General features: G+C 66.8%; 22 protein-coding genes and 1 riboswitch. Of the genes, 12 read left to right on the top strand and 10 right to left on the bottom strand.

Annotation, left to right across the window (positions count from 1 at the left end):
- Nucleotides 1-70: 70 nt before the first annotated feature.
- The 4 genes from K3F48_RS11795 to K3F48_RS11780 all read right to left on the bottom strand — a co-directional run bounded on the left by K3F48_RS11795 (nt 71) and on the right by K3F48_RS11780 (nt 2,183).
- Nucleotides 71-478, bottom strand: coding sequence for a bacteriohemerythrin (locus K3F48_RS11795; RefSeq protein WP_222575640.1), 408 nt, complete (start codon nt 476-478; stop codon nt 71-73).
- A 223-nt stretch (nt 479-701) separates the two neighbouring features.
- Nucleotides 702-1,205 (bottom strand): class I SAM-dependent methyltransferase, encoded by a 504-nt coding sequence (locus K3F48_RS11790; protein WP_222575639.1) that lies wholly within the window; start codon nt 1,203-1,205, stop codon nt 702-704.
- Nucleotides 1,206-1,280: 75 nt separating this feature from the next.
- Nucleotides 1,281-1,820 (bottom strand): hypothetical protein, encoded by a 540-nt coding sequence (locus K3F48_RS11785; RefSeq protein WP_222575638.1) that lies wholly within the window; start codon nt 1,818-1,820, stop codon nt 1,281-1,283.
- Nucleotides 1,821-1,994: 174 nt separating this feature from the next.
- Nucleotides 1,995-2,183 (bottom strand): hypothetical protein, encoded by a 189-nt coding sequence (locus K3F48_RS11780; RefSeq protein ID WP_222575637.1) that lies wholly within the window; start codon nt 2,181-2,183, stop codon nt 1,995-1,997.
- A gap of 132 nt (nt 2,184-2,315) precedes the next feature.
- Nucleotides 2,316-2,405, top strand: a riboswitch (glycine riboswitch).
- 143 nt (nt 2,406-2,548) lie between these two features.
- Here K3F48_RS11780 and gcvT point away from each other — a divergent pair.
- The 4 genes from gcvT to gcvPB all read left to right on the top strand — a co-directional run bounded on the left by gcvT (nt 2,549) and on the right by gcvPB (nt 7,046).
- A complete protein-coding gene (gene gcvT / locus K3F48_RS11775; protein WP_255608882.1) occupies nt 2,549-3,718 on the top strand; it encodes a glycine cleavage system aminomethyltransferase GcvT in 1,170 nt (389 codons plus the stop codon).
- Nucleotides 3,715-4,101, top strand: a complete 387-nt coding sequence (gene gcvH, locus K3F48_RS11770) for a glycine cleavage system protein GcvH (protein ID WP_222575636.1) — start codon at nt 3,715-3,717, stop codon at nt 4,099-4,101. The genes gcvT and gcvH overlap by 4 nt, the downstream gene beginning before the upstream one ends.
- Nucleotides 4,102-4,200: 99 nt before the next feature.
- Nucleotides 4,201-5,535, top strand: a complete 1,335-nt coding sequence (gene gcvPA, locus K3F48_RS11765) for an aminomethyl-transferring glycine dehydrogenase subunit GcvPA (protein ID WP_222575635.1) — start codon at nt 4,201-4,203, stop codon at nt 5,533-5,535.
- Nucleotides 5,535-7,046, top strand: a complete 1,512-nt coding sequence (gene gcvPB / locus K3F48_RS11760) for an aminomethyl-transferring glycine dehydrogenase subunit GcvPB (RefSeq protein ID WP_222575634.1) — start codon at nt 5,535-5,537, stop codon at nt 7,044-7,046. Before gcvPA ends, gcvPB begins: the two co-directional genes overlap by 1 nt.
- Nucleotides 7,047-7,107: 61 nt before the next feature.
- On the opposite strand, the gene K3F48_RS11755 is transcribed toward gcvPB, so the two are convergent.
- Complete coding sequence (locus K3F48_RS11755; RefSeq protein WP_222575633.1) at nt 7,108-8,304, bottom strand: sorbosone dehydrogenase family protein; 1,197 nt, start codon at nt 8,302-8,304, stop codon at nt 7,108-7,110.
- Between the two features lie 157 nt (nt 8,305-8,461).
- On the opposite strand from K3F48_RS11755, the gene K3F48_RS11750 reads away from it, so the two are divergent.
- Together K3F48_RS11750 and K3F48_RS11745 are read left to right on the top strand one after the other, a co-directional pair.
- Nucleotides 8,462-9,076 (top strand): TetR/AcrR family transcriptional regulator, encoded by a 615-nt coding sequence (locus tag K3F48_RS11750; protein ID WP_370631406.1) that lies wholly within the window; start codon nt 8,462-8,464, stop codon nt 9,074-9,076.
- A gap of 107 nt (nt 9,077-9,183) precedes the next feature.
- Entirely contained in the window at nt 9,184-10,320 is a 1,137-nt protein-coding gene (locus tag K3F48_RS11745; RefSeq protein ID WP_222575631.1) for a methyltransferase, read from the top strand.
- A 132-nt stretch (nt 10,321-10,452) separates the two neighbouring features.
- On the opposite strand, the gene K3F48_RS11740 is transcribed toward K3F48_RS11745, so the two are convergent.
- Nucleotides 10,453-11,673, bottom strand: coding sequence for a glycosyltransferase family 2 protein (locus K3F48_RS11740; RefSeq protein WP_222575630.1), 1,221 nt, complete (start codon nt 11,671-11,673; stop codon nt 10,453-10,455).
- A 46-nt stretch (nt 11,674-11,719) separates the two neighbouring features.
- The gene (locus K3F48_RS11735; protein ID WP_222575629.1) at nt 11,720-12,793 is read right to left on the bottom strand and encodes a radical SAM protein; all 1,074 of its coding nucleotides are present in this window, start codon (nt 12,791-12,793) and stop codon (nt 11,720-11,722) included.
- Nucleotides 12,794-13,103: 310 nt separating this feature from the next.
- On the opposite strand from K3F48_RS11735, the gene K3F48_RS11730 reads away from it, so the two are divergent.
- Nucleotides 13,104-13,844 carry a serine protease gene (locus K3F48_RS11730; protein ID WP_222575628.1) on the top strand — a complete coding sequence of 247 codons (741 nt, stop codon included), beginning with the start codon at nt 13,104-13,106 and terminating at the stop codon, nt 13,842-13,844.
- Between the two features lie 68 nt (nt 13,845-13,912).
- Here the strand turns inward: K3F48_RS11730 and K3F48_RS11725 are convergent, their stop codons facing one another.
- A complete protein-coding gene (locus K3F48_RS11725) occupies nt 13,913-15,307 on the bottom strand; it encodes a chromosome condensation regulator RCC1 (protein ID WP_222575627.1) in 1,395 nt (464 codons plus the stop codon).
- Between the two features lie 299 nt (nt 15,308-15,606).
- Between K3F48_RS11725 and leuD the strand changes: the two genes are divergently transcribed.
- The 5 genes from leuD (at nt 15,607) to ptsN (ending at nt 20,534) form a co-directional block, all read left to right on the top strand.
- Nucleotides 15,607-16,212 (top strand): 3-isopropylmalate dehydratase small subunit, encoded by a 606-nt coding sequence (gene leuD / locus K3F48_RS11720; protein WP_222575626.1) that lies wholly within the window; start codon nt 15,607-15,609, stop codon nt 16,210-16,212.
- Nucleotides 16,213-16,335: 123 nt separating this feature from the next.
- A complete protein-coding gene (gene lptB, locus K3F48_RS11715; RefSeq protein ID WP_222575625.1) occupies nt 16,336-17,283 on the top strand; it encodes an LPS export ABC transporter ATP-binding protein in 948 nt (315 codons plus the stop codon).
- A gap of 167 nt (nt 17,284-17,450) precedes the next feature.
- Entirely contained in the window at nt 17,451-19,031 is a 1,581-nt protein-coding gene (rpoN, locus tag K3F48_RS11710; RefSeq protein WP_222575624.1) for an RNA polymerase factor sigma-54, read from the top strand.
- A gap of 261 nt (nt 19,032-19,292) precedes the next feature.
- A complete protein-coding gene (hpf, locus tag K3F48_RS11705; RefSeq protein ID WP_222575623.1) occupies nt 19,293-19,859 on the top strand; it encodes a ribosome hibernation-promoting factor, HPF/YfiA family in 567 nt (188 codons plus the stop codon).
- Between the two features lie 210 nt (nt 19,860-20,069).
- Complete coding sequence (ptsN, locus tag K3F48_RS11700) at nt 20,070-20,534, top strand: PTS IIA-like nitrogen regulatory protein PtsN (RefSeq protein WP_222575622.1); 465 nt, start codon at nt 20,070-20,072, stop codon at nt 20,532-20,534.
- A 56-nt stretch (nt 20,535-20,590) separates the two neighbouring features.
- Here ptsN and K3F48_RS11695 read toward each other — a convergent pair whose 3' ends face one another.
- Entirely contained in the window at nt 20,591-20,860 is a 270-nt protein-coding gene (locus tag K3F48_RS11695; protein WP_040567183.1) for a KGG domain-containing protein, read from the bottom strand.
- Nucleotides 20,861-21,024: 164 nt separating this feature from the next.
- Complete coding sequence (locus tag K3F48_RS11690; RefSeq protein WP_222575696.1) at nt 21,025-21,840, bottom strand: response regulator; 816 nt, start codon at nt 21,838-21,840, stop codon at nt 21,025-21,027.
- Between the last annotated feature and the right edge of the window lie 92 nt (nt 21,841-21,932).

Here is a 21,932-nt window from a genome sequence, read left to right as displayed (position 1 = left end):
CCTTATGCCATGGGGAGCGGTATTTTTGAAATCGCCGCCCGCCGCCGACCAGGGCGGGCGGCGGCGCGTGTCAGTTCACGCCCTTCTCGTTGAGGAAGGAGCCATAGAGCTTGTCGACCTTCGGAATGTGATTGGTCAGCCAATCGACGAGGAAGGCGGCGGTGTCGGCGGTCACGTCCGCCTCGCCCGCATGAAACTTCTTCTGCAGGTCGAGCGCGGTGGCGACGAGCTTGTCATGCTCGACCTTATGGCCGGGCATGGCGGGATAGCCATAGGATTCGAAATTGGCTTCCTCGGCGGCGAAATGCTGCGCGACATAGGCGATCAGCGCGTCGAGATCGCGGCCGACGGCGGCGCGATCGCCGCTCGCGACCGAATCGCCGAGGACATTGAGCAGACGAAAGATCTCCTGATGCTCCGCGTCATGCGCGGAGACATTGGTCGCGAATTGCTCCCTGGTCCAGGTGATGAGCGGCATGAGCTTCCTTCCCATCTTATGTTTTCGTGCGATTCGATCGGAAGCGCGCGAGGAGGAGGCGCGCCTGACGATCGAATGTCGAATCGCTAACGCGGAACGATGGCGCGTGTAATTGACGAGCGTCAAAACGAGGCGAATAGCCGCATGCGTGCTTTGTCGAGGACGGCGGCTGCGCGGCGATAGGGACGCGCATTCATTCTCGTGCAACGAACAGGCGCGACGATCACGCCGCAGCGACATGCGCGAGATAATCGCGCGTGATCGGCGCCGCGTCGATGCTCTTGCTGAGCTGCAGCTGGAAGTTCACCAGTCCCGAATGGCGGAATCCCGCTTCGCAGCTCGCCAGATAAAACTCCCACATGCGGCAGAAGCGCTCGTCGTAGAGATCGGCGATGCGCGCGCGATTGGCGGCAAAGCGTGCGCGCCAGGCGCGCAGCGTCTCGGCATAGTGCAGCCGCATCACCTCGAGATCGGCGAGATAAAGCCCCGCGCGCTCGACATGCGGCGCGATCTCCGACAGCGAAGGAATATGACCGCCGGGGAAGATATATTTGTCGAGCCAGGGGCTGTCGCCGCCCGGCCCCGCCGCTGCAGCGATGGTGTCGACGAGGGCGACGCCGTCGTCGCGGAGCAGATCGCGCAGCCGCGACGAGCGCCATCTTGCGCCGCTGCGCCGCCTCCAGAGTGTCGTCGGGCGCAGCGAAATAGGCGCGGTCAGGACACACATATCGCGATGCGCCGGATTGCCAGCGCTCGGGAGCGGCGCCGGCGCCGCTCCGGAATGCTCATTCGCGCTGAAACGTCAGCGGCCCCAGCCTTCGAAGCTCGACGTGTGCTTGGCCCGCTCCAGCTCGTCGGCCTGGCCGTTCAGCTGAATATGGCGGCGCTCGGCCACGTCGCGCTGCAGCCCGTCGCTCAGGATCGCGATCTTCAGCTGCTCCGTGGCCTGGCGGCTCAGCGCATTGATCCAGCGGTTGATGTTGGCGACGACAATGTCCTTGCGCAGCGCGTCCGCTTCCTTGCCGGCGGCGTCGCTCTTGAGGATGTCGAGCTCCCTGACCGCGGCCGCCTTCTGCTTGTCGAGCTCGGCGAGCCTTGCCGTGAGCGCGGCGTCGCCCGGCGTCTTGTCGAGCTTCTCCTGCGTCTCGGCGCGGGCCTTGTCGATCGCCTTCACGCCGTCGGCGAGCCAGGACGTCTGCTGCTCGAGCAGGTCAGTCTTGGTCTTCTCGAAATAATTGGGCAGAGGGAAGAAGGGGCTGATCTCCACGGCCGGCGTGGGCGTCGCCACGAGGAGCGGCGCGCATACGGCGACGAGGCCGAGCGCGGCGGATTTGAACGTCATGTTTCTCTCCCATGCTGCGGGTCGTTCGGCCTTGCGAAGGCCGCCGGCCGTTTTCCGGCCGGGTTCCGCCCGCTTCGAGCGGCGTTCAACATGGGCTATAGCCCGGACGCTGGCAAGACGCTTCGCGACTCGTCGCGAGTGCGAGCCTTCAGGCTCGCTGTTCTCCCCGCGCCGTCAGCTCTGGTGTGGGCCGAGCGTCTCCTTGATGATCTGCTCGATCCGCCGCCATTTCTCGGCGTCCTCGCGTCGGCCCTGCTCCTCCAGCGCCCGCGCCTTTTGCGCGGCTTCGGCCACGGCCTTATCGCCATGCGCGTCATAGAGCCGGCGGGCGTAGTCCTGAAGATCGACGATGCTCGTGGCCATGGTTGGTCCCCTTTCGTGGCGCGCCTCGCGAAATGGCGCGGCTCAGCGGCGTTTCAATCGTTCCGCCTCGGGGCGCGACGAAATGCGCGTCCTTTCGTCTTGACGCGCGCGGGCTTCGAACTCACATTCGATACAGTCCTCGCGGGAGAGGCCGGCCGTCGCGCCGGAGCCGAAGGCGCAACCGCCCCGGAAACGCTCAGGCAAAAGGACCGCGAGGAAGGTAAACTCTGGAAAGCGGCGCGCTTGTTCGCAGGCGCACCCACCGACGGGCGCAACCTGCGGCGACGCGGGGAAATCTCTCAGGTCTCCAGACAGAGGGGGCGACAGGGCGGGACAACTGCGTCCCGCGCACGCCGGAGCGCCCCTTGGACGAGCACGCATCCTCCCCCGCTATCGCCGAGACGCCGACCGCCGAGCCCGCGCTCGCGACCACCCCGCTCGACGCGCTGCACCGCAGGCTCGGCGCGCGCATGGCGCCGTTCGCCGGCTATTCGCTGCCGCTGCATTATCCGAGCGGCGTCATCGCCGAGCATCTGCACACGCGCGAGAAGGCGAGCCTGTTCGATGTCTCGCATATGGGACAGGCGTTGCTGACCGGCCGCGGCGCCGCGCGCCTGCTCGAGACCTTGGTTCCCGCCGATCTCGAGAGTCTCACGCCGGGGCGCACGCGCTACACGCAACTGCTCGCCGAGGACGGCGGCATTCTCGACGATCTGATGGCGACGCGCCTGCCCGGACGCGAGGAGCGGCTGCTGCTCGTCGTCAACGCCGCCGCCAAGGAGCAGGACTTCGCGCTGCTCGGCCAGGAGCTGCCGCAGCTCTCGCTCACCGTGCTCGCCGGCCGCGCGCTGCTGGCGCTGCAGGGCCCGCGCGCGGCGTCCGTTCTCTCTCGAATTCTGCCGGGCGTCGAGGAGGCGCCCTTCATGGGCTGGGTCGCGACGGAATATGACGGCGCGTCGGCCTTCGTCTCGCGCTCGGGCTATACGGGCGAGGACGGCTTCGAGATCTCGATCCCCGGCCATCTCGCGACGGGACTGTTCGAGCGCCTGCTCGCCCATGAGGACGTGGCGCCGGCGGGCCTCGCAGCGCGCGATTCGCTGCGGCTAGAGGCGGGGCTCTGCCTCTACGGGCACGACATCGACGCGACGACCGATCCGGTGGAGGCCGGTCTGCTGTGGTCGATCGGCAAGCGCCGGCGCGAGGAAGGCGGCTTTCCCGGATTCGCACGCATTCGCGCCGCGATCGACAACGGCCCTGCGCGGCGGCGGGTCGGCCTGCTGCCGCAGAGCAAGGCGCCGCTGCGCGACGGCGCGATCCTGACGGCGCCGGACGGCCGCGTCGTCGGCGGCGTCACCTCCGGCGGCTATTCGCCCTGTCTCTCGCGGCCCATCGCCATGGGCTATGCCGAAAGCGCTTTCGCCGCGCCCGGCGTCCGGCTCGCGAGCGAGCTGCGCGGCAAGCCGGTCGAGGTCGAGGTCGCGGCCTTGCCTTTTGTCCCGCACCGATATGCGTCTCGAGGAAAGGGTCGAGCATGAGCGGCGAGCGATATACCAAGGATCATGAATATGTCCGGCTCGAAGGCCAGGGCGACGACGAGGTCGCCGTGGTCGGCGTCACCGATTATGCGCAGGCGCAGCTCGGCGACATCGTCTTCATCGAATTGCCCGAGCCCGGCGCGCGCGTCGACAAGGGCGGCCAATTGGCGACGATCGAAAGCGTGAAGGCGGCGAGCGAGGTCTATTCGCCGATTTCCGGCGAGATCATCTCCGCCAATGACGCGCTGGACGACGAGCCGGGGAGCGTCAACGAGGACCCGCTCGGCAGGGGCTGGCTGGCGAAGCTGCGCATTGTCGACGCCACGGAGCTCGAGGGGTTGATGGACGAGAACGCCTATCGCGCTTTCGTCGAGAGTCTGTAGCTCGAAGAGCGAGCCTGAAGGCACGCGGTTCAAATGGCGCACCCTGGACCGCGAGCCTTCAGGCTCGCGCTCGAGAAGCTTGCGACACGTGAGGGCGACATGCGCTATCTGCCTTTGACCGACGAAGACCGCGCAAAGATGCGCGAAGCGATCGGCGTCGCGACGATCGACGAGCTCTATGCGGATGTGCCGAAGGACGTGCTGCTGAAGGCGCCGCTCGATCTGCCGCGCGGCGCGCCGGAGATGGAGGTCGAGCGTCGTCTCGCCGCGCTGGCGCGCGAAAATGTTCCGGCGTCGCGCGCCTTTCTCGGCGCCGGCGCCTATCGGCATCATATCCCGGCGAGCGTCGATCATCTCATCCAGCGCTCGGAGTTCCTCACCAGCTACACGCCCTATCAGCCGGAGATTTCGCAGGGCACGCTGCAAGTCCTGTTCGAGTTCCAGACGCAGGTGGCGGCGCTGACCGGCATGGAGATCGCCAACGCCTCCATGTATGACGGCTCGACTGCCTGTGCCGAGGCGGCGCTGATGGCGCATCGCCTCACCAAGCGACGCAAGGCCGTGCTGTCCGGCGGCCTGCATCCGCATTACGCCGAGGTCGTGCGCACCATTTCGCGCTTCGCCGGCGACGAGGTCGTGACTCTGCCGCCGGATATTTTTGCACGAGAGGATGTCGCCGCGCACATAGACGCGGACGTTTCTTGCGTGATCGTGCAGACGCCGGACGTGTTCGGCAATCTGCGCGATCTCTCGCCGATTGCGGAAGCCTGCCACGCCGAGGGCGCGCTGCTCGTCGCCGTCTTCACCGAGGCGGTCTCGCTCGGCCTCCTGACGCCGCCGGGCGCGTTCGGCGCTGACATCGTCGTCGGCGAGGGCCAGTCGCTCGGCAATCCGCTCTCCTTCGGCGGGCCTTATGTCGGCCTGTTCGCGACGAAGCGCGAGCATCTGCGGCAGACGCCCGGCCGATTGTGCGGCGAGACCGCCGACGCCGACGGACGGCGCTCTTTCGTGCTGACGCTCTCGGCGCGTGAGCAGCACATTCGCCGCGACAAGGCGACGTCCAATATCTGCACCAATTCGGGCCTCTGCGCGCTCGCCTTCAGCATCCACCTCACCCTGCTCGGCGAGACGGGACTGCGTCGTCTCGCGCGAGCCAATCATGCGAGCGCCGTGCGTCTCGCGGAGCGACTCGCGCCTATCGCCGGAGTCGACGTGTTGAACGATGCCTTCTTCAACGAATTCACGCTGCGCGTGCGCGGCGACGCCGCGGCGCTCGTCGAAACGATGGCGGCGCGGGGCGTGCTCGCGGGCGTGCCGGTCTCGCGGCTTCTGCCCGGCGCCGGACTCGATGATCTGCTCATCGTCGCCAGCACCGAGGTCGTGACGGAAGCGGATCGGGACGCCTTCGTCGCCGCAATCGAAGGAGCGCTGTAATGCTCGATCATGCCAATCACCCGGCGGCGCCGGAGACGTTCAGCGGCGACCGCGGGCTCGATCACGAGGAGCCGCTGCTGTTCGAGATCGGCCGCGCCGATGTGACCGGCGTCGACATCGCCGAGCCGGAGCCCTTCGCATCGCGTCTCGGCGCGCTCGAGCGCAAAGGACCGATCGGCCTGCCGGGGCTGACCGAGCCGGAGGCGGTGCGTCATTACATTCGGCTGTCGCGGAAGAACTATTCGATCGATGCGGGCCTCTATCCGCTCGGCTCCTGCACGATGAAGCACAATCCGCGCCTCGGCGAGAAGATGGCGCGGCTCGACGGCTTCGCCGACATTCATCCGCTGCAGCCGCAGTCGACCGCGCGCGGCGCGCTCGCGCTGATGGAGGAGCTCTCACGCTTTCTGCTGGCGCTCACCAATATGAGCGCGGTGGCGCTCTCGCCGAAGGCCGGCGCGCATGGCGAGCTGTGCGGGCTGATGACGATCGAGGCGGCGCTGCGCGCGCGCGGCGAGGCGAGGACGCGCCGCACCGTGCTCATTCCGCAATCGGCGCATGGCACCAATCCGGCGAGCGCCGCTCTGCTCGGCTTCGAGGTGCGCGCCATTCCCGCGGGCGAGGACGGAATCGTTCACGCCGATGCAGTCGCCGCCGCGCTCGACGACAGCGTCGCCGCGATCATGCTGACCAATCCCAACACTTGCGGCCTGTTCGAGCGAGATGTGGTCGAAATCGCGCGGCTCGTGCATGAGGCGGGCGGCTATTTCTATTGCGACGGCGCCAATTTCAACGCCATCGCCGGCGTCGCGCGGCCGGGCGACATGGGCGTCGATGCGATGCATCTCAATCTGCACAAGACGTTTTCGACCCCGCATGGCGGCGGCGGTCCCGGCGCCGGACCCGTCGTGCTGTCGGCGCGCCTCGCGCGTTTCGCGCCGGTTCCGTTCCTCCTGCGAGAGGGCGGAGAACTGCGGCTCGTCGAGCATGCGAACGAAACGCAGAGCTTAGGGCGGCTCACGGCCTTTCACGGACAGATGGGCATGTTCGTGCGCGCGCTCTCCTATCTGCTCTCGCATGGCGGCGACGGCGTCGCGCAGGCTTCGCGCGACGCCGTGCTCGCGGCCAATTATCTGCGCGCGCGCCTGCGCGACGTGATGACGCAGCCCTTCGGCGATCGAATCTGCATGCATGAGGCGCTGTTCGACGACAGCTTTCTGAAAGGAACGGGCGTGACGACGCTCGATTTCGCCAAGGCGATGATCGACGAAGGCTATCATCCGATGACGATCTATTTTCCGCTCGTCGTTCACGGCGCCATGCTGATCGAGCCGACCGAATCGGAATCGAAAAGCTCGCTCGACCGCTTCGTCTCGACCTTGCGCGCGCTGGCCGAGAGCGCCAAGCGCGGCGAGACGGAGCGCTTCACGCAGGCGCCGCGCCACGCGCCGCGCCGGCGGCCGGACGAGACAGCGGCGGCGCGCAAGCCGGTGCTGAGGTGGCGCGGCTGATCGCGTGCCCAGGTCGAAGCGACCCTGAAGGCTCGCTCTCGAATTCTCGATGGCGGCGAGGTCAGCGTGCGACGTAAGCAATGCGATAGACAGCTCCGTTCTGATCATCCGTCACGAGCAGCGAGCCATCGGGCAACTGCGCGACATCGACGGGGCGGCCGAGATAATGCGGATCGGTGGTGTTCCATCCTTCCGCGAAGGGCTCGCTCGCCGAGGCCTTGCGATCGGCGCCGACCGGCGTGAACATCACCCGCGCGCCGACCGGCATGGCGCGGTCCCAGGAGCCGTGCTGCGCGGAGAAGACGCCGCCGCGATAGCGCGGAGGGAACATGTCGCCCGTATAGAAGATCATGCCGAGATCGGCGGCGTGCGGCGCCTCCTCGACCTCGGGAAAGACGACGTCGGCGGGCGGCGTCTCGCGCGCATATTCGCGCGTGCGCACCTTGCCGCCGCCGTACCAGGGAAAGCCGAAGTTCAGACCGGCGCGCGGCGCGCGATTGATCTCGCCGGGCGGCGTGTCGTCGCCCATGCTGTCGACCTGATTGTCGGTGAACCAGAGGACGCCGTCGGACGGATCGAAATCCATGCCGACCGAATTGCGGATTCCTCTCGCGAACACCTCGCGGCCGGAGCCGTCGCGATTCATGCGGATGATTCCGCCCATGCCGATGCGATCGTAGAGCGCGAGCTTGTCGGGCGGCGGGACATTGTGCGGCTGACCGAGCGAGACATAGAGCTTCCCGTCGGGGCCGACGCGGCAGATGCGGGCCGAGTGGAACGGGCTCTGCTCGGCGGGGGGGATCAGCGCGCCCTGCGGCACGAGAATGCGCGCGTCGGCGGCGCGCAGCCGGTGGCGGTCGGACGCCGCTCTGGCGAAGCTCGACACACGATTCTGCTCGGCGACGAACAAGGTTCCGTCCTTGTCGAAACACAGGCCGTGCGGCATCACGAAAGCGGCGTCGCTCGCAAAGGGCTCCACCGCCGCCGCCCGCTCGCCGCCGGGGGTCAGCGCGAAAATGCGGCGCTCGTCCGTGCCGACGAAGATCGCTTCGCCGCCGGGCGCGACGGCGAGGCTGCGCGCATGCGGAACGAGCGCGTAGAGCGAGATGGAGAAGCCGTCCGGCAGGCGAATGCGGCGCAGCGTGGCCTCGACCTCCTCCGCCCGGCTCGCTGTGGGCTCGGCGCGCGCATATGCGAAGAGCGCCAGCAGCGCGAGGACGGCGGCGCCGAAGGCGAGCTTGCGAACGGCATCATGCATGGATCGCCTCCGTGCGCGGCGCGCCCGCGCTGCAATCATCACAAATAGGCCCGAGCGGTGTCGCGGGCAGGGGCGTCTTCCCTTTGCGGCGAGACTGTGCGACGGCTCGGTCTCCGTCCCTCGCCGCGCATTCTCGCTCCCTGTCCGCCCCATGTCGATGAAGCGAAAATACCATCATGGCGCGCTCAAGGAAGCGCTGGTCGAAGCGGCGCTGGAGCTGCTGGCCGAGGGCGGACCCGCCAATCTCAGCCTCGGCGAGGCCGCGCGGCGCGTCGGCGTGACCGCCGCGGCCCCCTACCGCCATTTCGCCAGCCGCGACGAGCTGCTGAACGAGGTGGCGCGGCGCGGCTTCCTCTCCTTCGCGGCGGCGCTCGAAAAGGGCTGGGACGAGGGCCGGCCGGACGCGGCGACGGCCATGTGGCGCATGTGCGAGGCCTATATCGCCTTCGCCCGCGCCGAGCCGGGCCTCTATGCGGCAATGTTCGGCTCGGCGGCGACGCTCGCGGCGAAGGCTTCGGCCGACGCCGCCGATCATGCGCTGGAGATTCTCTGGCGCTCCGTGGTGGCCTTTCTGCAGATGCGCGGCGTCTCCGCCCAAGGCGCGCGCAAGCTGGCGCTGCAGGTCTGGGCGCTCGCCCATGGCGTCGCCATGCTGGCGGTCTCCGGCCATCTCGATTCGGCCAAGGGACTGGACCCGACGCCTGTGCTCGACGGCGCGATCCGCAATCTGATGGAGAGCGCGGTTCGCCGGGCCGAGCCGGCGCCGCCGTGAAATTCGACGTTCCTATGCCCGCGCATTTGGGCTAGAGCGTTATCCGAGCCAATCGGATCGGAAACTGCTCTAGGAGCGCCTTATCTTCTCGCGACGGAGGGCCGTCCATGGGTCAGTTCTGGCGGGACAGGCTGCGGCGCATCCGCGATCGGCTGGCGTCGAGCCCGCGCTTCCAGCGCCTCGCGGCGACGCATCCGCTCACCCGCAAGGCGGCCAAGCGCAGGGCCAGGGCCGCGCTCGATCTTTGCGCGGGCTTCGTCTACTCCCAGGTGCTGCTCGCCTGCGTGCGGCTGAAGCTGCTCGAGCTGCTGCTCGAATCGCCGCGGAGCCTCGAGCAGATCGCCGAGAAGACCGAGCTGTCGCCGGAAGCGGCGGCGCGGCTCCTGGACGCCGCCGCCTCGCTCGGCCTCGTCGACCGCCGCGGCAAGGGCCGCTACGGCCTCGGCGACATCGGCGCGGCGCTCGTCGGCAACAAGGCCGCATTGGCGCTCGTCGACCATCAGCCGATGCTCTACGCCGATCTCGCCGACCCCGTCGCTCTGCTGCGCGGGGCGGAGGACGCCGAGCCGAAGCTCGCCGATTATTGGCCCTATTCGGCCGCCGAGCGTCCGACCGAGCTGACGGCCGAGCAGGTCGCGCCCTATAGCGCGCTGATGGCGGAATCGCAGCCGCTGGTCGCGCAGGAGGCGATCGCCGCCTACAGCTTTCGCCGCCATCGCCGGCTCATGGACGTCGGCGGCGGCGAGGGCGCCTTTCTCGCGGCCGTGGCGGCGCGCTATCCGAAGCTGCAGCTGATGCTGTTCGATCTGCCGGCCGTCGTCGAGCGCGCCCGCGCCCGGCTGAAGGCGGCCGGCCTCGCCGAGCGGACGGCCTTCTTCATGGGCGATTTTTTGACCGATCCCTTGCCTCAGGGCGCCGATGTGATCGCCCTGGTGCGCATCGTCCATGATCACGACGACGCTTCGGCGCTGGAGCTCCTGCGCAATGCGCGCCGCGCTCTGCCCCGCGACGGCGTGTTGCTCATTATCGAGGCCATGTCCGGGATGGAGGGCGCCGAGCCGCTCGACGCCTATTACGGCTTCTACACTCTGGCCATGGGCCGCGGCGAGCCGCGCACGGTCGCCGAGTTGGAGCGCATCGCGCGCAAGGCCGGCTTCGGCCGCTTCCGCCTGCTGCGCAATCCGATGCCGATCGTCGCCGGCATTCTCGTCGCCCGTCCCGATCCGGATTATCACGGGCCTTAGTGACTTGTGTCGGCCGAACCGAGGGGGGCGAAGAGCGAGTCTGAAGGCTCGCGGTCCAAGGCGCGTGTGGACCGCGAGCCTTCAGGCTCGCTCTCGAGAGATCGCAAATCGGCTGACGCGAGACGCGCCGGCTCAGATCTGTTCGGTGGCCTCCGCGAGGCGTCTCGTCGCGCGATTGAACACCTCGGCGCCGTAAAGGCGGACGCCGATCGAGCACAGGAATTTCGCCACCTCGAGCTCCGCCTTGGGAGGCAGCTTGGCGAGAAAGGCGAGCGGGCCGCCGCCGTGGGAGTCTCCCTTCGACCGCTCGAGCCAGGCGATCGCCAGCTCGTGACCGAGCGCCGCGACGATGTCCTCGAAATGATGCGACAACATGGCATGGAGCGATAACGCCGCTTTCGCCGGGGCGGAGCGTTCGTCGCGCGTTCGACTCGCCATCTCGCAAATCGCGCGAAGATGGCCGGCATCGTCCAAGATCGCATGGAAGCGCGCGAAATTCTTCAGGAGATGCGAGAGAAAGAGGCGGTCCGCGCGACCGTCGAAGGTGAGGCCTGCGCGGCCGGGCCGGATATTGTTGAGCGATGGCCGCTCCGCGAAGCCGTTGGCGCCGTGGATGCGATAGATCATCATCGGCCGTTCGACGAGAACGCTGCCGGTGAGCCGGTTGACCGACCAGGCGAGGTAGCAATCCGTGCCGATGCGCATTTGCGCAAAGCCTTCGGCGTCGATGACGAGATCGAGGGCGTCGCGACGAAACATCATCGCCGACATCGTCGACCAGGGCCACCATTTCTCGTCCCAGGGGATGAAACGGATCGAACGCGCCTTCACCTCCGGCGCCTCGAAGCCCATCCGCTTCAGAGTCTCGGCAGTGTGATTGCCGATCAGCGTCGAATCGATCGGTCGATTGATGAAACGAGCCGAAAGATAGCGCGAGGTCGCGCAAATGATTCGATCGTCCGTCATGGTGAGCGCGTCGCAGCAGGTGAGGCCCACCGGCACGCGCAGCGAAAGATGCGTTGCGACGTGAGTCGCGACGAATTCGGGCAGGATCAGATCGTCGGAATCCAGAAAGACGATATATTGGCCGCTCGCACGCGCAAAGCCGGCGATGCTCGACGCCGATTGCCCACCGTTGGTTTCCATATAGACGACGATCAGCTCCGGCCACGAAAGCGCCGCGCGCTCGAGCACCTCGCGGCTGTCGTCCGCGGAGCAATCGTCGACGACGACGCATTCGATATGCGGATAGGTTTGGTTTCTCACGGCGGCCAGCGCCCCTGTGAGAAATCGTCCGTAATTATAGTTGGTGATGATAACGGAAACGAGCGGTGGGCGACAGAGAGCGTTCATTGAAGCACCGAAGGACGAAAACTGCGGTTCTGTTCGAGCGCGCCCTCTACATGCGCGACTTCGCCGCATTCCACAGTCGTGTTCCGGTGCGGGTGAGGCCGATGGTGCAGAGAAACTTCGCCAGCTCGAGCTCGATCCTCGACGTCGTCGACGCGGAGCGTGGCCGGGGGATTGCGATCGTCGCCGCCTCGTGAGCGCAATCGGCGCCGTGCGCCTGCGCCTCGGCGCGCAGCTTGGGCGAATATTCCGTCACCTTGTGGTCGAGGAACCGGGCCTCGGCCTTGTCGAGCACGATAATCTTGCGTTTTTTGCGGAGCGAGGCTTCGGCAATATCGGCGTTGGTCTGCGTGTAGGTGTCGATCTCCTCGAAATCCATATGGCCGATCACCTTGGCCGGAACGCCGCAGCCGGGACAGAAGCGAGCCACCTGATCATCGAAGCTCGCCACATTTCGCCGCCACCAGCCGGGCTCCACATCGACGCCGAAATCCGTTCCACGCGCGAGATCGAAAGACGCGGCGACTTCGCAGAAATAGGCCCGCAAGCGCCCGTTGTTCTCGACGATGGAGGCCGACCAGTTGTGATTGATGTCGCAGCGCCCGATGCGCTCCCACATCTCCGTCTCGTCGAAGAGGTCCTGCATCGCCGTCAGCAGCGGCGAATGCGACGAATGGCCGGCGTGATACCAGCTGCCTTCCCGCAGAGGCTCCAGCGATTTGACGCCGCGCTCGACGCCATGCGGGTTCAAATTGAATATGCCGAAGGTCTCCTTGGCGAGCTCGGCGAATTTGAACACATTGTTGGTCCACAGTCCGCGCCGCTCCTTCTCGGGAATCTCCTCGACGAGGATGGCGCAGATGTCCTCGAAACGCCGATGCATGACCGGATTGCCGCCGATGATCGCGACGATTCCGGGATAGTCGGCGAGGCTGCGCGCCGCGAGACGGAAGTTCTCGAGCGACATGTCCCAGAAGCCGTCTTGATTGGCGAGCAGCCGGGTGCAGTTGGAGCAGGCCAGATCGCATTTATTCGTGATGTCGATGCAGATGATCCCCATGTCGTAGGGACTACGCATATTGGCGATCGCATTGCGGCGAAGGATTTCGGAAGACGTGCTCATCTCACCACCGCTCCCGGCTGTTTCGAGGAAGTGTCGGGCTGCGGCAAAGCCGATCGGGACGTGATGAAAGCCATCGTCATCGAGAATTTCCGCAACATCGAACTCGTAATTCCGGCCGCCGTCGACGCGAGGGCCACGCGGCTGGGACTTTAGCGTGTATAGCAGGCGGACTGCCGCGGAGCAATGCACCGGTACGCCAGGGCGAGGCCCGCCTTCGCGCGGGCGGGACTTGGCGGGGTCGGGACTTGGCGCGGTCGGGACTTGGCGGGGCGCGCCGAAGCGGCATTTTTCGAGCGAGAGGAGATCTGTGATGAGCAACGAGCCTCTGCTGCTCACCGCCACGCGCGTTTGCACGTTCGAGGGGCCGGCGCTGCTCACCAACGCCAGCGGCTTCTTCTTCGCGCGCGAGGAGCGGCTGTTCCTGGTGACGAGCCGCCATGTGCTGAGCGACGCGCCGAGCAAACATTTCCCGGACCGCATCGAGATCGAGCTGCATGTCGACGCCGATAATCTGGCCAAGGCCGAGAATGTGTCGATCGCGCTCTATGGCGGCGAAAATCGCCAGCCGCGCTGGCGCCAGGGCGTCGACGGCGGCGGCGAGGTCGATGTCGCGGCGATGGAGATCGCGCCCGGCGCCTTGCCTGAGGCGGCCGTTTATCGCGCCTTCACCCCGGCGCATCTGTGCCGCGCCTTCGATAGGGTGGAAATCGGGTCGTCCGTGCTCGTGGTCGGCTTTCCGCTCGGCTTTCACGACACGCTGCACCATATGCCGGTGGCGCGGCAGGGCGTCGTCGCCTCCTCCTTCGGGCTGCGCTTCCAGGGCCTCGGCTATTTCCTCACCGACGCGCGCACCCACCGCGGCGCCAGCGGCGCGCCGGTGGTCGCGCGGGTTCCGGCGCTGGAGAGCATCCAGGGCGATCTGCCCTGGACGCTGCTCGGCGTCCATTCCGCCCGCCTCGACGTCGGCTCTAGAGACATCGGCCAGGACGAGGCGCTGGGGCTCAATTGCGCGTGGTATGCAGATATTCTGCTGACGCTGACGGAGGCCTGAGAGGTCGAGCGCGCCTCCGCGAGGGGGCGCGCCGCAGAGGCGCCGACCGCCGAATCTGCCGCCTCGATCTATTGCATCCGCTGGCAGACGGCGCCGGAGCGCGACGCCGTATGGGTCGCGTCGCCGAGATAATTCGCGCGCAGCGAGTGGCAGCCGGCGCCGAGCGTCGAGGTGGCGAATCGGGCGCGGCCGCGCAGGATGGCCGAGAAGCCCGTCACCGGAGCCGGGAGGCTGCGGTTCGTCGTGGAACCGTCGCCGATCTCGCCGACTTCATTATAGCCCCAGCATTTCGCCGCCCGGGACGACAGCAGCGCGCAGGTATAGTCCCAGCCGGCGGCGATCGCGACCGCCGGACCGCCGAGATTTACGACGGGTCTCGGTGTGGCGAGATGGTGGGCGGTCGTGCCGTCGCCGAGCTGCCCAAAGCGGTTCGAGCCCCAGCAGCGCACGCCGCCGTCGATCAGCAGGGCGCAGTCGTGCGAACGTCCCGAAGTGATCGCCACGACGCGGCTCGAAAGTCCGGAGACCAGCTTCGCCGACGAGCTCGCGGTCCACGGCCCGCGCCAGCATTTTACCGCGCCTGCCTTGGTGATGGCGCAGCTGTGATCGACGCCGGCCGTCACCGCGACGATTCCGCTCTGAGCCCCGGCGATCGGCACGGGGAGAGCGCCGAATCCCTCGCCCCAGCACAGCACCGCGCCCGTGTTCGTCAGCCCGCAGCTATGCAATTGGCCCGCGGCCACGGCCTTGTAGATTTTGGCCGGTCCGCCGATGCGCGTCGGCGGCGCGTAAAAGGCTGGATCGCCGCCGATGCCGAGCTGACCCTCGGCGTTGCGGCCCCAGCACATGACGCCGCCCGCGATGGTCACAGCGCAACTGTGGGCCGAGCCGGCGGCGATGGCGACGACGCCGCTCGTGAGGCCGGGGACGGGCGCGGGAGTGGAACGAACTCGGGCCGAGGAGTCGCCGAGCTGCCTCCACGAATTATCGCCCCAGCACTCGACGGCGCCATTGATGGTCAGCGCGCAGCTATGACTGCCGCCCGCCGCCAATTCGACTGCTCGCGCGGAGAGGCCCGTGACCGGAACCGGCGTAAAATGGTCGGAGGTCGAGCCGTCGCCGAGCTGTCCGTACCTGTTCCAGCCCCAGCAGTGGACGCCGGCGGGGCTGGCGAGCGCGCAAGTGTGCGCGAGACCTGTCGTCAGCGTCGCCTGGCCGGCGCCGAAGACGCTCAGCGGAGCCGAGCCCAGCACCGTGTCGCCTTCGGTGAAGGACGCCGTTCCGGTGGGCGCGCCGCCGGCCGGCGTATCGACCTCGGCCGTCAATGTGACGGCCTGGCCGACGGGGGCGGGGCTGATGGCGATGAGCCTCGTGCGGGTCGGGGCCTTGGCGACGGCCGGAACGGCCGGCAGAGCGACCAGCGCGCAGGCGATAGAATATCGTGCAAGAGCTTTGAAATACATGACCGCCTCGTTCAAAGTTATTCATCACATATTCCGATCGTAAGCTCGGCCTTGCCGATTGTCGAACGGCAATACACGTTAACATTAACGTAGCAGAGGGGCCGAGATCCGCGCGCTCGACAGTCGAACATCGGCGCTTCGGCCGCGCGATAGACGAGCCTGCGCGCGTTGTGCGGTCGGAGCGCGCGCTCATCGCTGCGGGCGGCGTCGTCGGCTGCGCGCGCCCCTCGCTTTGCGAAACGGCCGCGATCTGTTAGAGGCGGTTCGAGATCAACCCCCCGCGCGAAGGCCTTCCGAGCATGGAAAAATTCGTCAAGCTGACCGGCGTCGCCGCGCCAATGCCGATCATGAACGTCGACACGGACATGATCATTCCCAAGCAATATCTGAAGACGATCGCCCGCACTGGCCTCGGCAAGGGATTGTTCTCGGAGCTGCGCTACCGCGAGGACGGCTCGGAAAATCCGGATTTCGTGCTGAACAAGCCCGCTTATCGCAAGGCGCAGATCCTCGTTGCGGGCGACAATTTCGGCTGCGGCTCCTCGCGCGAGCATGCGCCCTGGGCGCTGCTCGACTTCGGCGTGCGCGCAGTGATCTCCACCAGCTTCGCCGATATTTTCTATAACAACTGCTTCAAGAACGGCATTCTTCCGATCAAGGTCGCGCAGGTCGAGCTCGACAAGCTCATGGACGACGCCGAGCGCGGGGCCAACGCCACGCTGACGATCGATCTCGAGGCGCAGGAAATCCGCGGGCCGGACGGCGGCGTGATCCGTTTCGAGATCGATCCGTTCCGCAAGCAATGCCTGCTCGAGGGCCTCGACGAGATCGGCCTCACGCTTCAGAAAGAAGCGGCGATCGAGAGCTTCGAGAAGAAGGCCGCCGCCGCGCGCCCCTGGGCCTGAGCCTCGGCGAACGCCAGATTGCCGATTTTTAATGGGGAGGTCGCCTCCCGACGATCTAAACAAACAGCGGCGGCGACCCGGCGCGGACGCGCCGCTTCCGCTCGTTTCGAGGACGCCTCCGACTTGCGCTTGAAGCCCTATCCATCGGCGAGCGAGACCGGGCGCGGCGGGTTCCTCACCCGCCTCGCCGAGCGGTTTCTCGCCCGGCGGGGCGCGCCGAACGCGGAGGGAGCGCCGCCCGCCGCCCGGGAACTCGACGAGCGGCGCGACGAGGGCGCCCAAAATTCAGGCGCCGATTTGGCTCCGGGGACAATGGCCGCCGAGCCGGCCGAGGGCGCGGACGACCGGCAAGGCGTCCTCTCGATCCGCCATCTCGCCAAATCCTATAAGCAGCGCCGCGTGGTCGAGGATGTGAGCCTGCATGTGGCGCGCGGCGAGGCGGTCGGACTTCTCGGCCCCAACGGAGCCGGCAAGACCACGGTGTTCTACATGATCACCGGGCTGGTGAAGCCCGACAAAGGGGTCATCGCGCTCGATGGTTACGACGTGACGGGCCTGCCGATGTATCGGCGGGCTCGGCTCGGCATCGGCTATCTGCCACAGGAGGCCTCGATCTTCCGCGGCCTCAGCGTCGAGGACAATATTCGCGCCGTGCTGGAAATCACCCAGCCGGACAAGAAGCTGCGCGAGCAGGAGCTCGACGCTCTGCTCGAGGAGTTCAAGCTCGAGCGGCTGCGGCGCTCGCCCGCGATCGCTCTCTCGGGCGGCGAGCGGCGGCGTTGCGAGATCGCCCGCGCGCTCGCCGGCCGGCCCGCCTTCATGCTGCTCGACGAGCCCTTCGCCGGCATCGACCCCATCGCCGTCGGCGGCATTCAGGATCTCGTGCGGCATTTGAAGAAGCGCGGCATCGGCGTGCTGATCACCGACCACAGCGTGCGCGAGACCCTCGGCCTCACCGACCGCGCCTACATCATCTACAACGGCCATGTGCTCACCGAGGGAACGCCCGAGGAGATCGTCGCCGATCCGGACGTTCGCCGCATCTATCTCGGCGAAGACTTCCGCATGTGAGCCGGGGGCGGAGATTGTCGCTGCGATTAACCGCTAGGCGGTTTTTCGGGGAGGCGCCGAATAATTGGCCCTGCGAACGAAGCCGCATCGTGCTATAGCAAGAAACAGGCCGAGAATGCCGTCGCCGCCCGCGGCCGACGCGCGGCAGAGGTTTCGAGTAGCAGATCATGGCGATTTCCACCAAACTGATGATGCGTCAGGGCCAGGCCCTGGTGATGACGCCCCAGCTGCTGCAGGCGATCAAGCTTCTCCAATTCTCCAATCTCGAGCTCTCGGCTTTTCTCCATGAGGAGCTCGAGCGCAATCCGCTGCTCGAGGCGGTGGACGCCAATGATTTCCCCGACGCGCCGCAGGAGGCGCATGGCGACGGCGCCGCGGCGGGCGAGCCGGGCGGCGAGAGCCTCGGCGAGCCGGCCGAAGGCGATTGGGCGCGCGACAGCCTCGCCGTCGACGCAACGCAGCTCGCCGCCGAGCTCGGCACCGAGCTCGGCAACGCCTTCGAGCTGGACGCCGCGCGCAGCCCCGCGGATGCGGCCGGCGCGCTCGAAGGGGCCGGCCTCTCCGCCAATTCCTGGACCGGCGCCGGCGGCGCGCCGGCAGACGGCGAGGCGCCCAATCTCGAAGCCTATGTCGCCCACCAGGCCAGCCTCCACGATCATCTCGCCGAGCAGCTGGCGCTGGCCTGCGCGGATCCGATCGACCGGCTGATCGGCCAGGCGATCATCGACGCCATCGACGAGATCGGCTATCTGCGCGAGGACGTCGCCGAGATCGCCGCGCGGCTCGACGCCGATCCGGCGCGCGTCGCGGCGGTGCTCGCCACCGTGCAGCGCTTCGACCCCTCGGGCGTCGGCGCGCGCGATCTTTCCGAATGTCTCGCCATTCAGCTGCGCGAGCGCGACCGGCTCGATCCGGCGATGCAGATTTTCATCTCCAACCTGCCGCTGCTCGCGAAGCGCGATTTCGTCCAGCTCGCGCGCCTGTGCGGCGTCGACGACGAGGACATCGCCGATATGGCGGCGGAGGTGCGCCGCCTCGATCCCAAGCCCGGCCGCGCCTTCGGCGGCGCGCCGCTTCAGCCGCTCGTCGCCGATGTGATCGTGCGTCCGGCGAGCGACGGCTCCTGGATCGTCGAATTGAACTCGGACGCGCTGCCGCGCGTGCTGGTCAATCATTCCTATGCGGCGCAGGTGAGCGCCGGCGCCAAGCGCGACGGCGACAAGACCTTCATCTCGAGCTGTCTGCAGAACGCCAATTGGCTGACGAAGAGCCTCGAGCAGCGCTCGCGCACCATATTGAAGGTCGCCTCCGAGATCGTGCGGCTGCAGGACGCCTTTCTCGCCAAGGGTGTCGAGCATTTGCGGCCGCTCAATCTTCGCACCATCGCCGACGCCATCGGCATGCACGAATCGACCGTCTCGCGCGTCACCTCGAACAAATATATGATGACCCCGCGCGGCATTTTCGAGCTCAAATATTTCTTCTCCGCCTCCATCGCGACCACCAGCGGCGGCGAGGCCCATTCGGCCGAGGCGGTGCGCTATAAGATCAAGCAGATGATCGACAAGGAGAGCCCGCTCGACGTGCTGTCGGACGACGCCATCGTCGCCAGGCTCAAGGAAGTCGACATCGACATCGCCCGGCGCACGGTCGCCAAATATCGCGACAGTCTGCGCATTCCGTCATCGGTCGACCGCCGCAGGGCCAAGCAGAGTCAGCTGCGCGAGACCGCGCAGCCGGCGCTCTGAAGCAGCAATCCGGGGGCGGCCATTGACTTCGCCCGCCCGGCAACTTAACGCTTCCGGCCAATGGTTGGGCATTCGCACGGCTGGGCGCCCGAATTTCCGCCACGTTCGAGCGGCAGAAGGGACAGCCGAGAGGAAAGCGCCGATCCAGCGGGGGCAGGCGGTCCCGCTTCGAAACGACGGCGAGCATGAATTAAGGGACATTTCCGAGAGCAGCGCGCGCCGCCGCGGCGACCGCGCGCGGCCCGATGAGATGGAGCAGGCATGTCTTTGCGGGTGTCCGGCAAGAATATCAACATCGGCGAGGCTCTGCGCGCGCATGTCGCCGAGCGGCTCGGCGCCGCCGCCGCCAAATATTTCGACGGCGAGATCAGCGGCCATGTGACGATCGCGCCCGAAGGGTCGGGCTATCGCGCCGATTGCAGCCTGCATCTCACCTCCGGCATCGTTCTGCAGGCCGACGGCCGCGCTCAGGAGCCCTACGCCTGCTTCGATCAGGCCGCCGACCGCATCGAGAAGCGGCTGCGCCGCTACAAGAGCCGGCTGAAGAATCATCATGCGCCCGGCGCCGAGGTCGGCGAAGTCGCCGCCAGCTATGTGCTCGAGGCTCCGGATCAGGACGTCGAGGCGGTCGAGGAATTCGCGCCGGCCATCGTCGCCGAATCGACGGCGCGCCTGCGCCGCCTCAGCGTGTCCGCTGCGGTGCTCGATCTCGATCTGACCGGGGCGCCGGTCGTCGTCTTCCGGCACGCGGACACGGGCCGTCTCAACGTTGTCTATCGGCGCAGCGACGACCATATCGGTTGGATCGACGCGCCGGGCGGGGAATAGGCGGCATATATCTTGCCACGAATCGGGGAAGCTGCGGCGATGAGACTGCGACCGCTCCAGAAGCGCGATGTGACGCAGCGCGATGGCGGCGCGAAGCCCCGTTCCGACGCGCTGTCCGACAGTCGAATAGCTCCGCGGACCCAGCCTTCGCCGCTCGCGGCTCGGGCGAGTTCTCACGCCGAATAAGATCGTGAATAGGATTGACGCCTCATGCGGCTCGCTGATCTGCTCACATCGGAAGCGATTATTCCGGCGCTCAAGGCCAACACCAAGAAGCAGGCGCTCCAGGAACTGAGCGAAAAGGCCGCGGAGATCTCCGGCCTGCCGGCGCGCGAGATTTTCGACGCTCTGCTGCAGCGCGAGCGATTGGGCTCCACCGGCATCGGCAACGGCATCGCCATTCCGCACGGCAAGCTGGCGCGAATCAAATCGATTTTCGGGATTTTCGCGCGGCTCGAGCGCCCGATCGATTTCGACGCGCTGGACGGCGCGCCGGTCGATCTGGTTTTTCTGTTGATCGCCCCCGAGTCCTCGGGGGCCGATCATTTGAAAGCGCTCGCTTGCGCTGCGCGCGTTCTGCGCGATCCGGGGGTGGTCGCGACCATTCGCGCGACCCGCGACTCTTCGGCGCTCTATTCCGTCATCGCGCAAACCACCAAGCCTCACGCCGCATAGGGCGGCCGGCGCTCGACACGCCGAATCGCTCCTTGGTCGACGCGAACGGCCGCGGATTACTCCGCGGCTGTTCTCGGCTTGGAATGCGATGCGTGCCCACCCTTTCGCCCGGCTTCGGACGCGAGCGTGTGATCGCGGGAAAAGCTGCGCTTCGTCGGGTCGACGCTCTGGCCGCCCTTCCGTCCCGCTTTGGCCGCGAGCTCCGGATTTTGCGAAAAGCTGCGCTTCTCGTCGGGGACGTTCTGGCCGCCCTTGCGTGCGATGGCGCGCTGCTTCTCGGGATCCATTGAAGCAAAGCCGCGGTTCGACTTCTTGGGTTCCTGCATAGCGGTCATCTTATCTACCTTCTCCTGTCCCCCGGGAGGTCAACGCCCGAGTGAAGACAAGGTTGCGCTCTCTTCGCGCCGGATAGAAGTTTTTTTTGATCTAACTTGACCTGTGGTCTATACGTACGAAATCTAACTGCTGCTCAAGCTGTCGCTTTTTGCTTTCAATTGTGTGTATTATTGCATTTGACATGGGAACGTCTGTCGAAGAACAAAGCTTGGCTGATGATGGCTTTCAGACTGTCGACGCTGAACGGTTTGGCGATCAGAAATGCGGGTTCCGGCGGCTCGCCTTTGAGGAAGCGTTCCGGATAGGCGGTGACGAAGATCACCGGCGTCGACACCGAGCCGAGGATTTCGTTCACCGCTTCCAGGCCCGAGCTGTTGTCGGCGAGTTGTATGTCGGCCAATATCAGGCCGGGCGGAGACTTCGCAATGGCGGCCACGGCGTCCTTATGCGTGCGAGCCACGGCGATGACGCGATGCCCGAGCTCCTCGACGAGGGCGCGCAGATCGAGCGCGATCAGCGGCTCGTCCTCGATGATGAGCACGTCGGTCGCCAATTGGCAGGCGATCTCCGCGCTGGCGGCGTCGATGAGAGCCGCGGCGCGCGCTTCGGGCACGCAGAGCGCGCGGGCGATCTCGGGGAGCGAAAAGCCTTCGAGGGCGTGGAGGAGAAAGGCGATGCGCGGCTGTAGCGAAATGGCTTCGAGATTGCGCTGCGCTCCCGCCTCCTCGGCCGGAGCGACGCCCGAGTGGTCCGTATGCGCGTTGATCGGGCTCGACGTCCAGACGTCGAGGAAGAGCCGATATAGAGCAACGCGCAGGTCCTCGCCCGCCTCGATGCGGCCAGGATCGGCGACCATCGTCTCCAGCGTGGCGAGCACATAGGCGTCGCCGCCCTCGCGGCTGCCCGAAAGGGCGCGCGCAAAACGGCGGAGATAGGGGAGGTGCCTTAGAATAGCCTGAGATACGGACATCATGTGTCCTCGCTTTGCCGCAGTGCGGAATTTCCGCCGGCTTTCAAGCCCCCCGCTGCGTCAAATCGTCGCCCCGACCCGGGGAACCTTTT

This window comes from Methylosinus sp. Sm6 (genome assembly GCF_019802345.1).
Classification (GTDB): Bacteria; Pseudomonadota; Alphaproteobacteria; order Rhizobiales; family Beijerinckiaceae; genus Methylosinus.
Note: the sequence above shows the minus strand (reverse complement) of the source record. Positions and strands in the feature narration are given on the sequence as shown.

What these genes read in the sequence shown, in the direction of transcription:
- K3F48_RS11695 (WP_040567183.1), bottom strand. Translation starts at nt 20,860, where the DNA reads ATGCAGGAACCCAAGAAGTCGAACCGCGGCTTTGCTTCAATGGATCCC.
- K3F48_RS11730 (WP_222575628.1), top strand. Translation starts at nt 13,104, where the DNA reads ATGAGCAACGAGCCTCTGCTGCTCACCGCCACGCGCGTTTGCACGTTC.
- K3F48_RS11785 (WP_222575638.1), bottom strand. Translation starts at nt 1,820, where the DNA reads ATGACGTTCAAATCCGCCGCGCTCGGCCTCGTCGCCGTATGCGCGCCG.
- hpf (WP_222575623.1), top strand. Translation starts at nt 19,293, where the DNA reads ATGTCTTTGCGGGTGTCCGGCAAGAATATCAACATCGGCGAGGCTCTG.
- K3F48_RS11795 (WP_222575640.1), bottom strand. Translation starts at nt 478, where the DNA reads ATGCCGCTCATCACCTGGACCAGGGAGCAATTCGCGACCAATGTCTCC.
- K3F48_RS11745 (WP_222575631.1), top strand. Translation starts at nt 9,184, where the DNA reads ATGGGTCAGTTCTGGCGGGACAGGCTGCGGCGCATCCGCGATCGGCTG.
- ptsN (WP_222575622.1), top strand. Translation starts at nt 20,070, where the DNA reads ATGCGGCTCGCTGATCTGCTCACATCGGAAGCGATTATTCCGGCGCTC.
- K3F48_RS11790 (WP_222575639.1), bottom strand. Translation starts at nt 1,205, where the DNA reads ATGTGTGTCCTGACCGCGCCTATTTCGCTGCGCCCGACGACACTCTGG.
- K3F48_RS11740 (WP_222575630.1), bottom strand. Translation starts at nt 11,673, where the DNA reads ATGAACGCTCTCTGTCGCCCACCGCTCGTTTCCGTTATCATCACCAAC.
- leuD (WP_222575626.1), top strand. Translation starts at nt 15,607, where the DNA reads ATGGAAAAATTCGTCAAGCTGACCGGCGTCGCCGCGCCAATGCCGATC.
- K3F48_RS11735 (WP_222575629.1), bottom strand. Translation starts at nt 12,793, where the DNA reads ATGAGCACGTCTTCCGAAATCCTTCGCCGCAATGCGATCGCCAATATG.
- K3F48_RS11755 (WP_222575633.1), bottom strand. Translation starts at nt 8,304, where the DNA reads ATGCATGATGCCGTTCGCAAGCTCGCCTTCGGCGCCGCCGTCCTCGCG.
- K3F48_RS11725 (WP_222575627.1), bottom strand. Translation starts at nt 15,307, where the DNA reads ATGTATTTCAAAGCTCTTGCACGATATTCTATCGCCTGCGCGCTGGTC.
- gcvH (WP_222575636.1), top strand. Translation starts at nt 3,715, where the DNA reads ATGAGCGGCGAGCGATATACCAAGGATCATGAATATGTCCGGCTCGAA.
- K3F48_RS11750 (WP_370631406.1), top strand. Translation starts at nt 8,462, where the DNA reads ATGAAGCGAAAATACCATCATGGCGCGCTCAAGGAAGCGCTGGTCGAA.
- K3F48_RS11780 (WP_222575637.1), bottom strand. Translation starts at nt 2,183, where the DNA reads ATGGCCACGAGCATCGTCGATCTTCAGGACTACGCCCGCCGGCTCTAT.
- gcvPB (WP_222575634.1), top strand. Translation starts at nt 5,535, where the DNA reads ATGCTCGATCATGCCAATCACCCGGCGGCGCCGGAGACGTTCAGCGGC.
- rpoN (WP_222575624.1), top strand. Translation starts at nt 17,451, where the DNA reads ATGGCGATTTCCACCAAACTGATGATGCGTCAGGGCCAGGCCCTGGTG.
- gcvPA (WP_222575635.1), top strand. Translation starts at nt 4,201, where the DNA reads ATGCGCTATCTGCCTTTGACCGACGAAGACCGCGCAAAGATGCGCGAA.
- K3F48_RS11690 (WP_222575696.1), bottom strand. Translation starts at nt 21,840, where the DNA reads ATGTCCGTATCTCAGGCTATTCTAAGGCACCTCCCCTATCTCCGCCGT.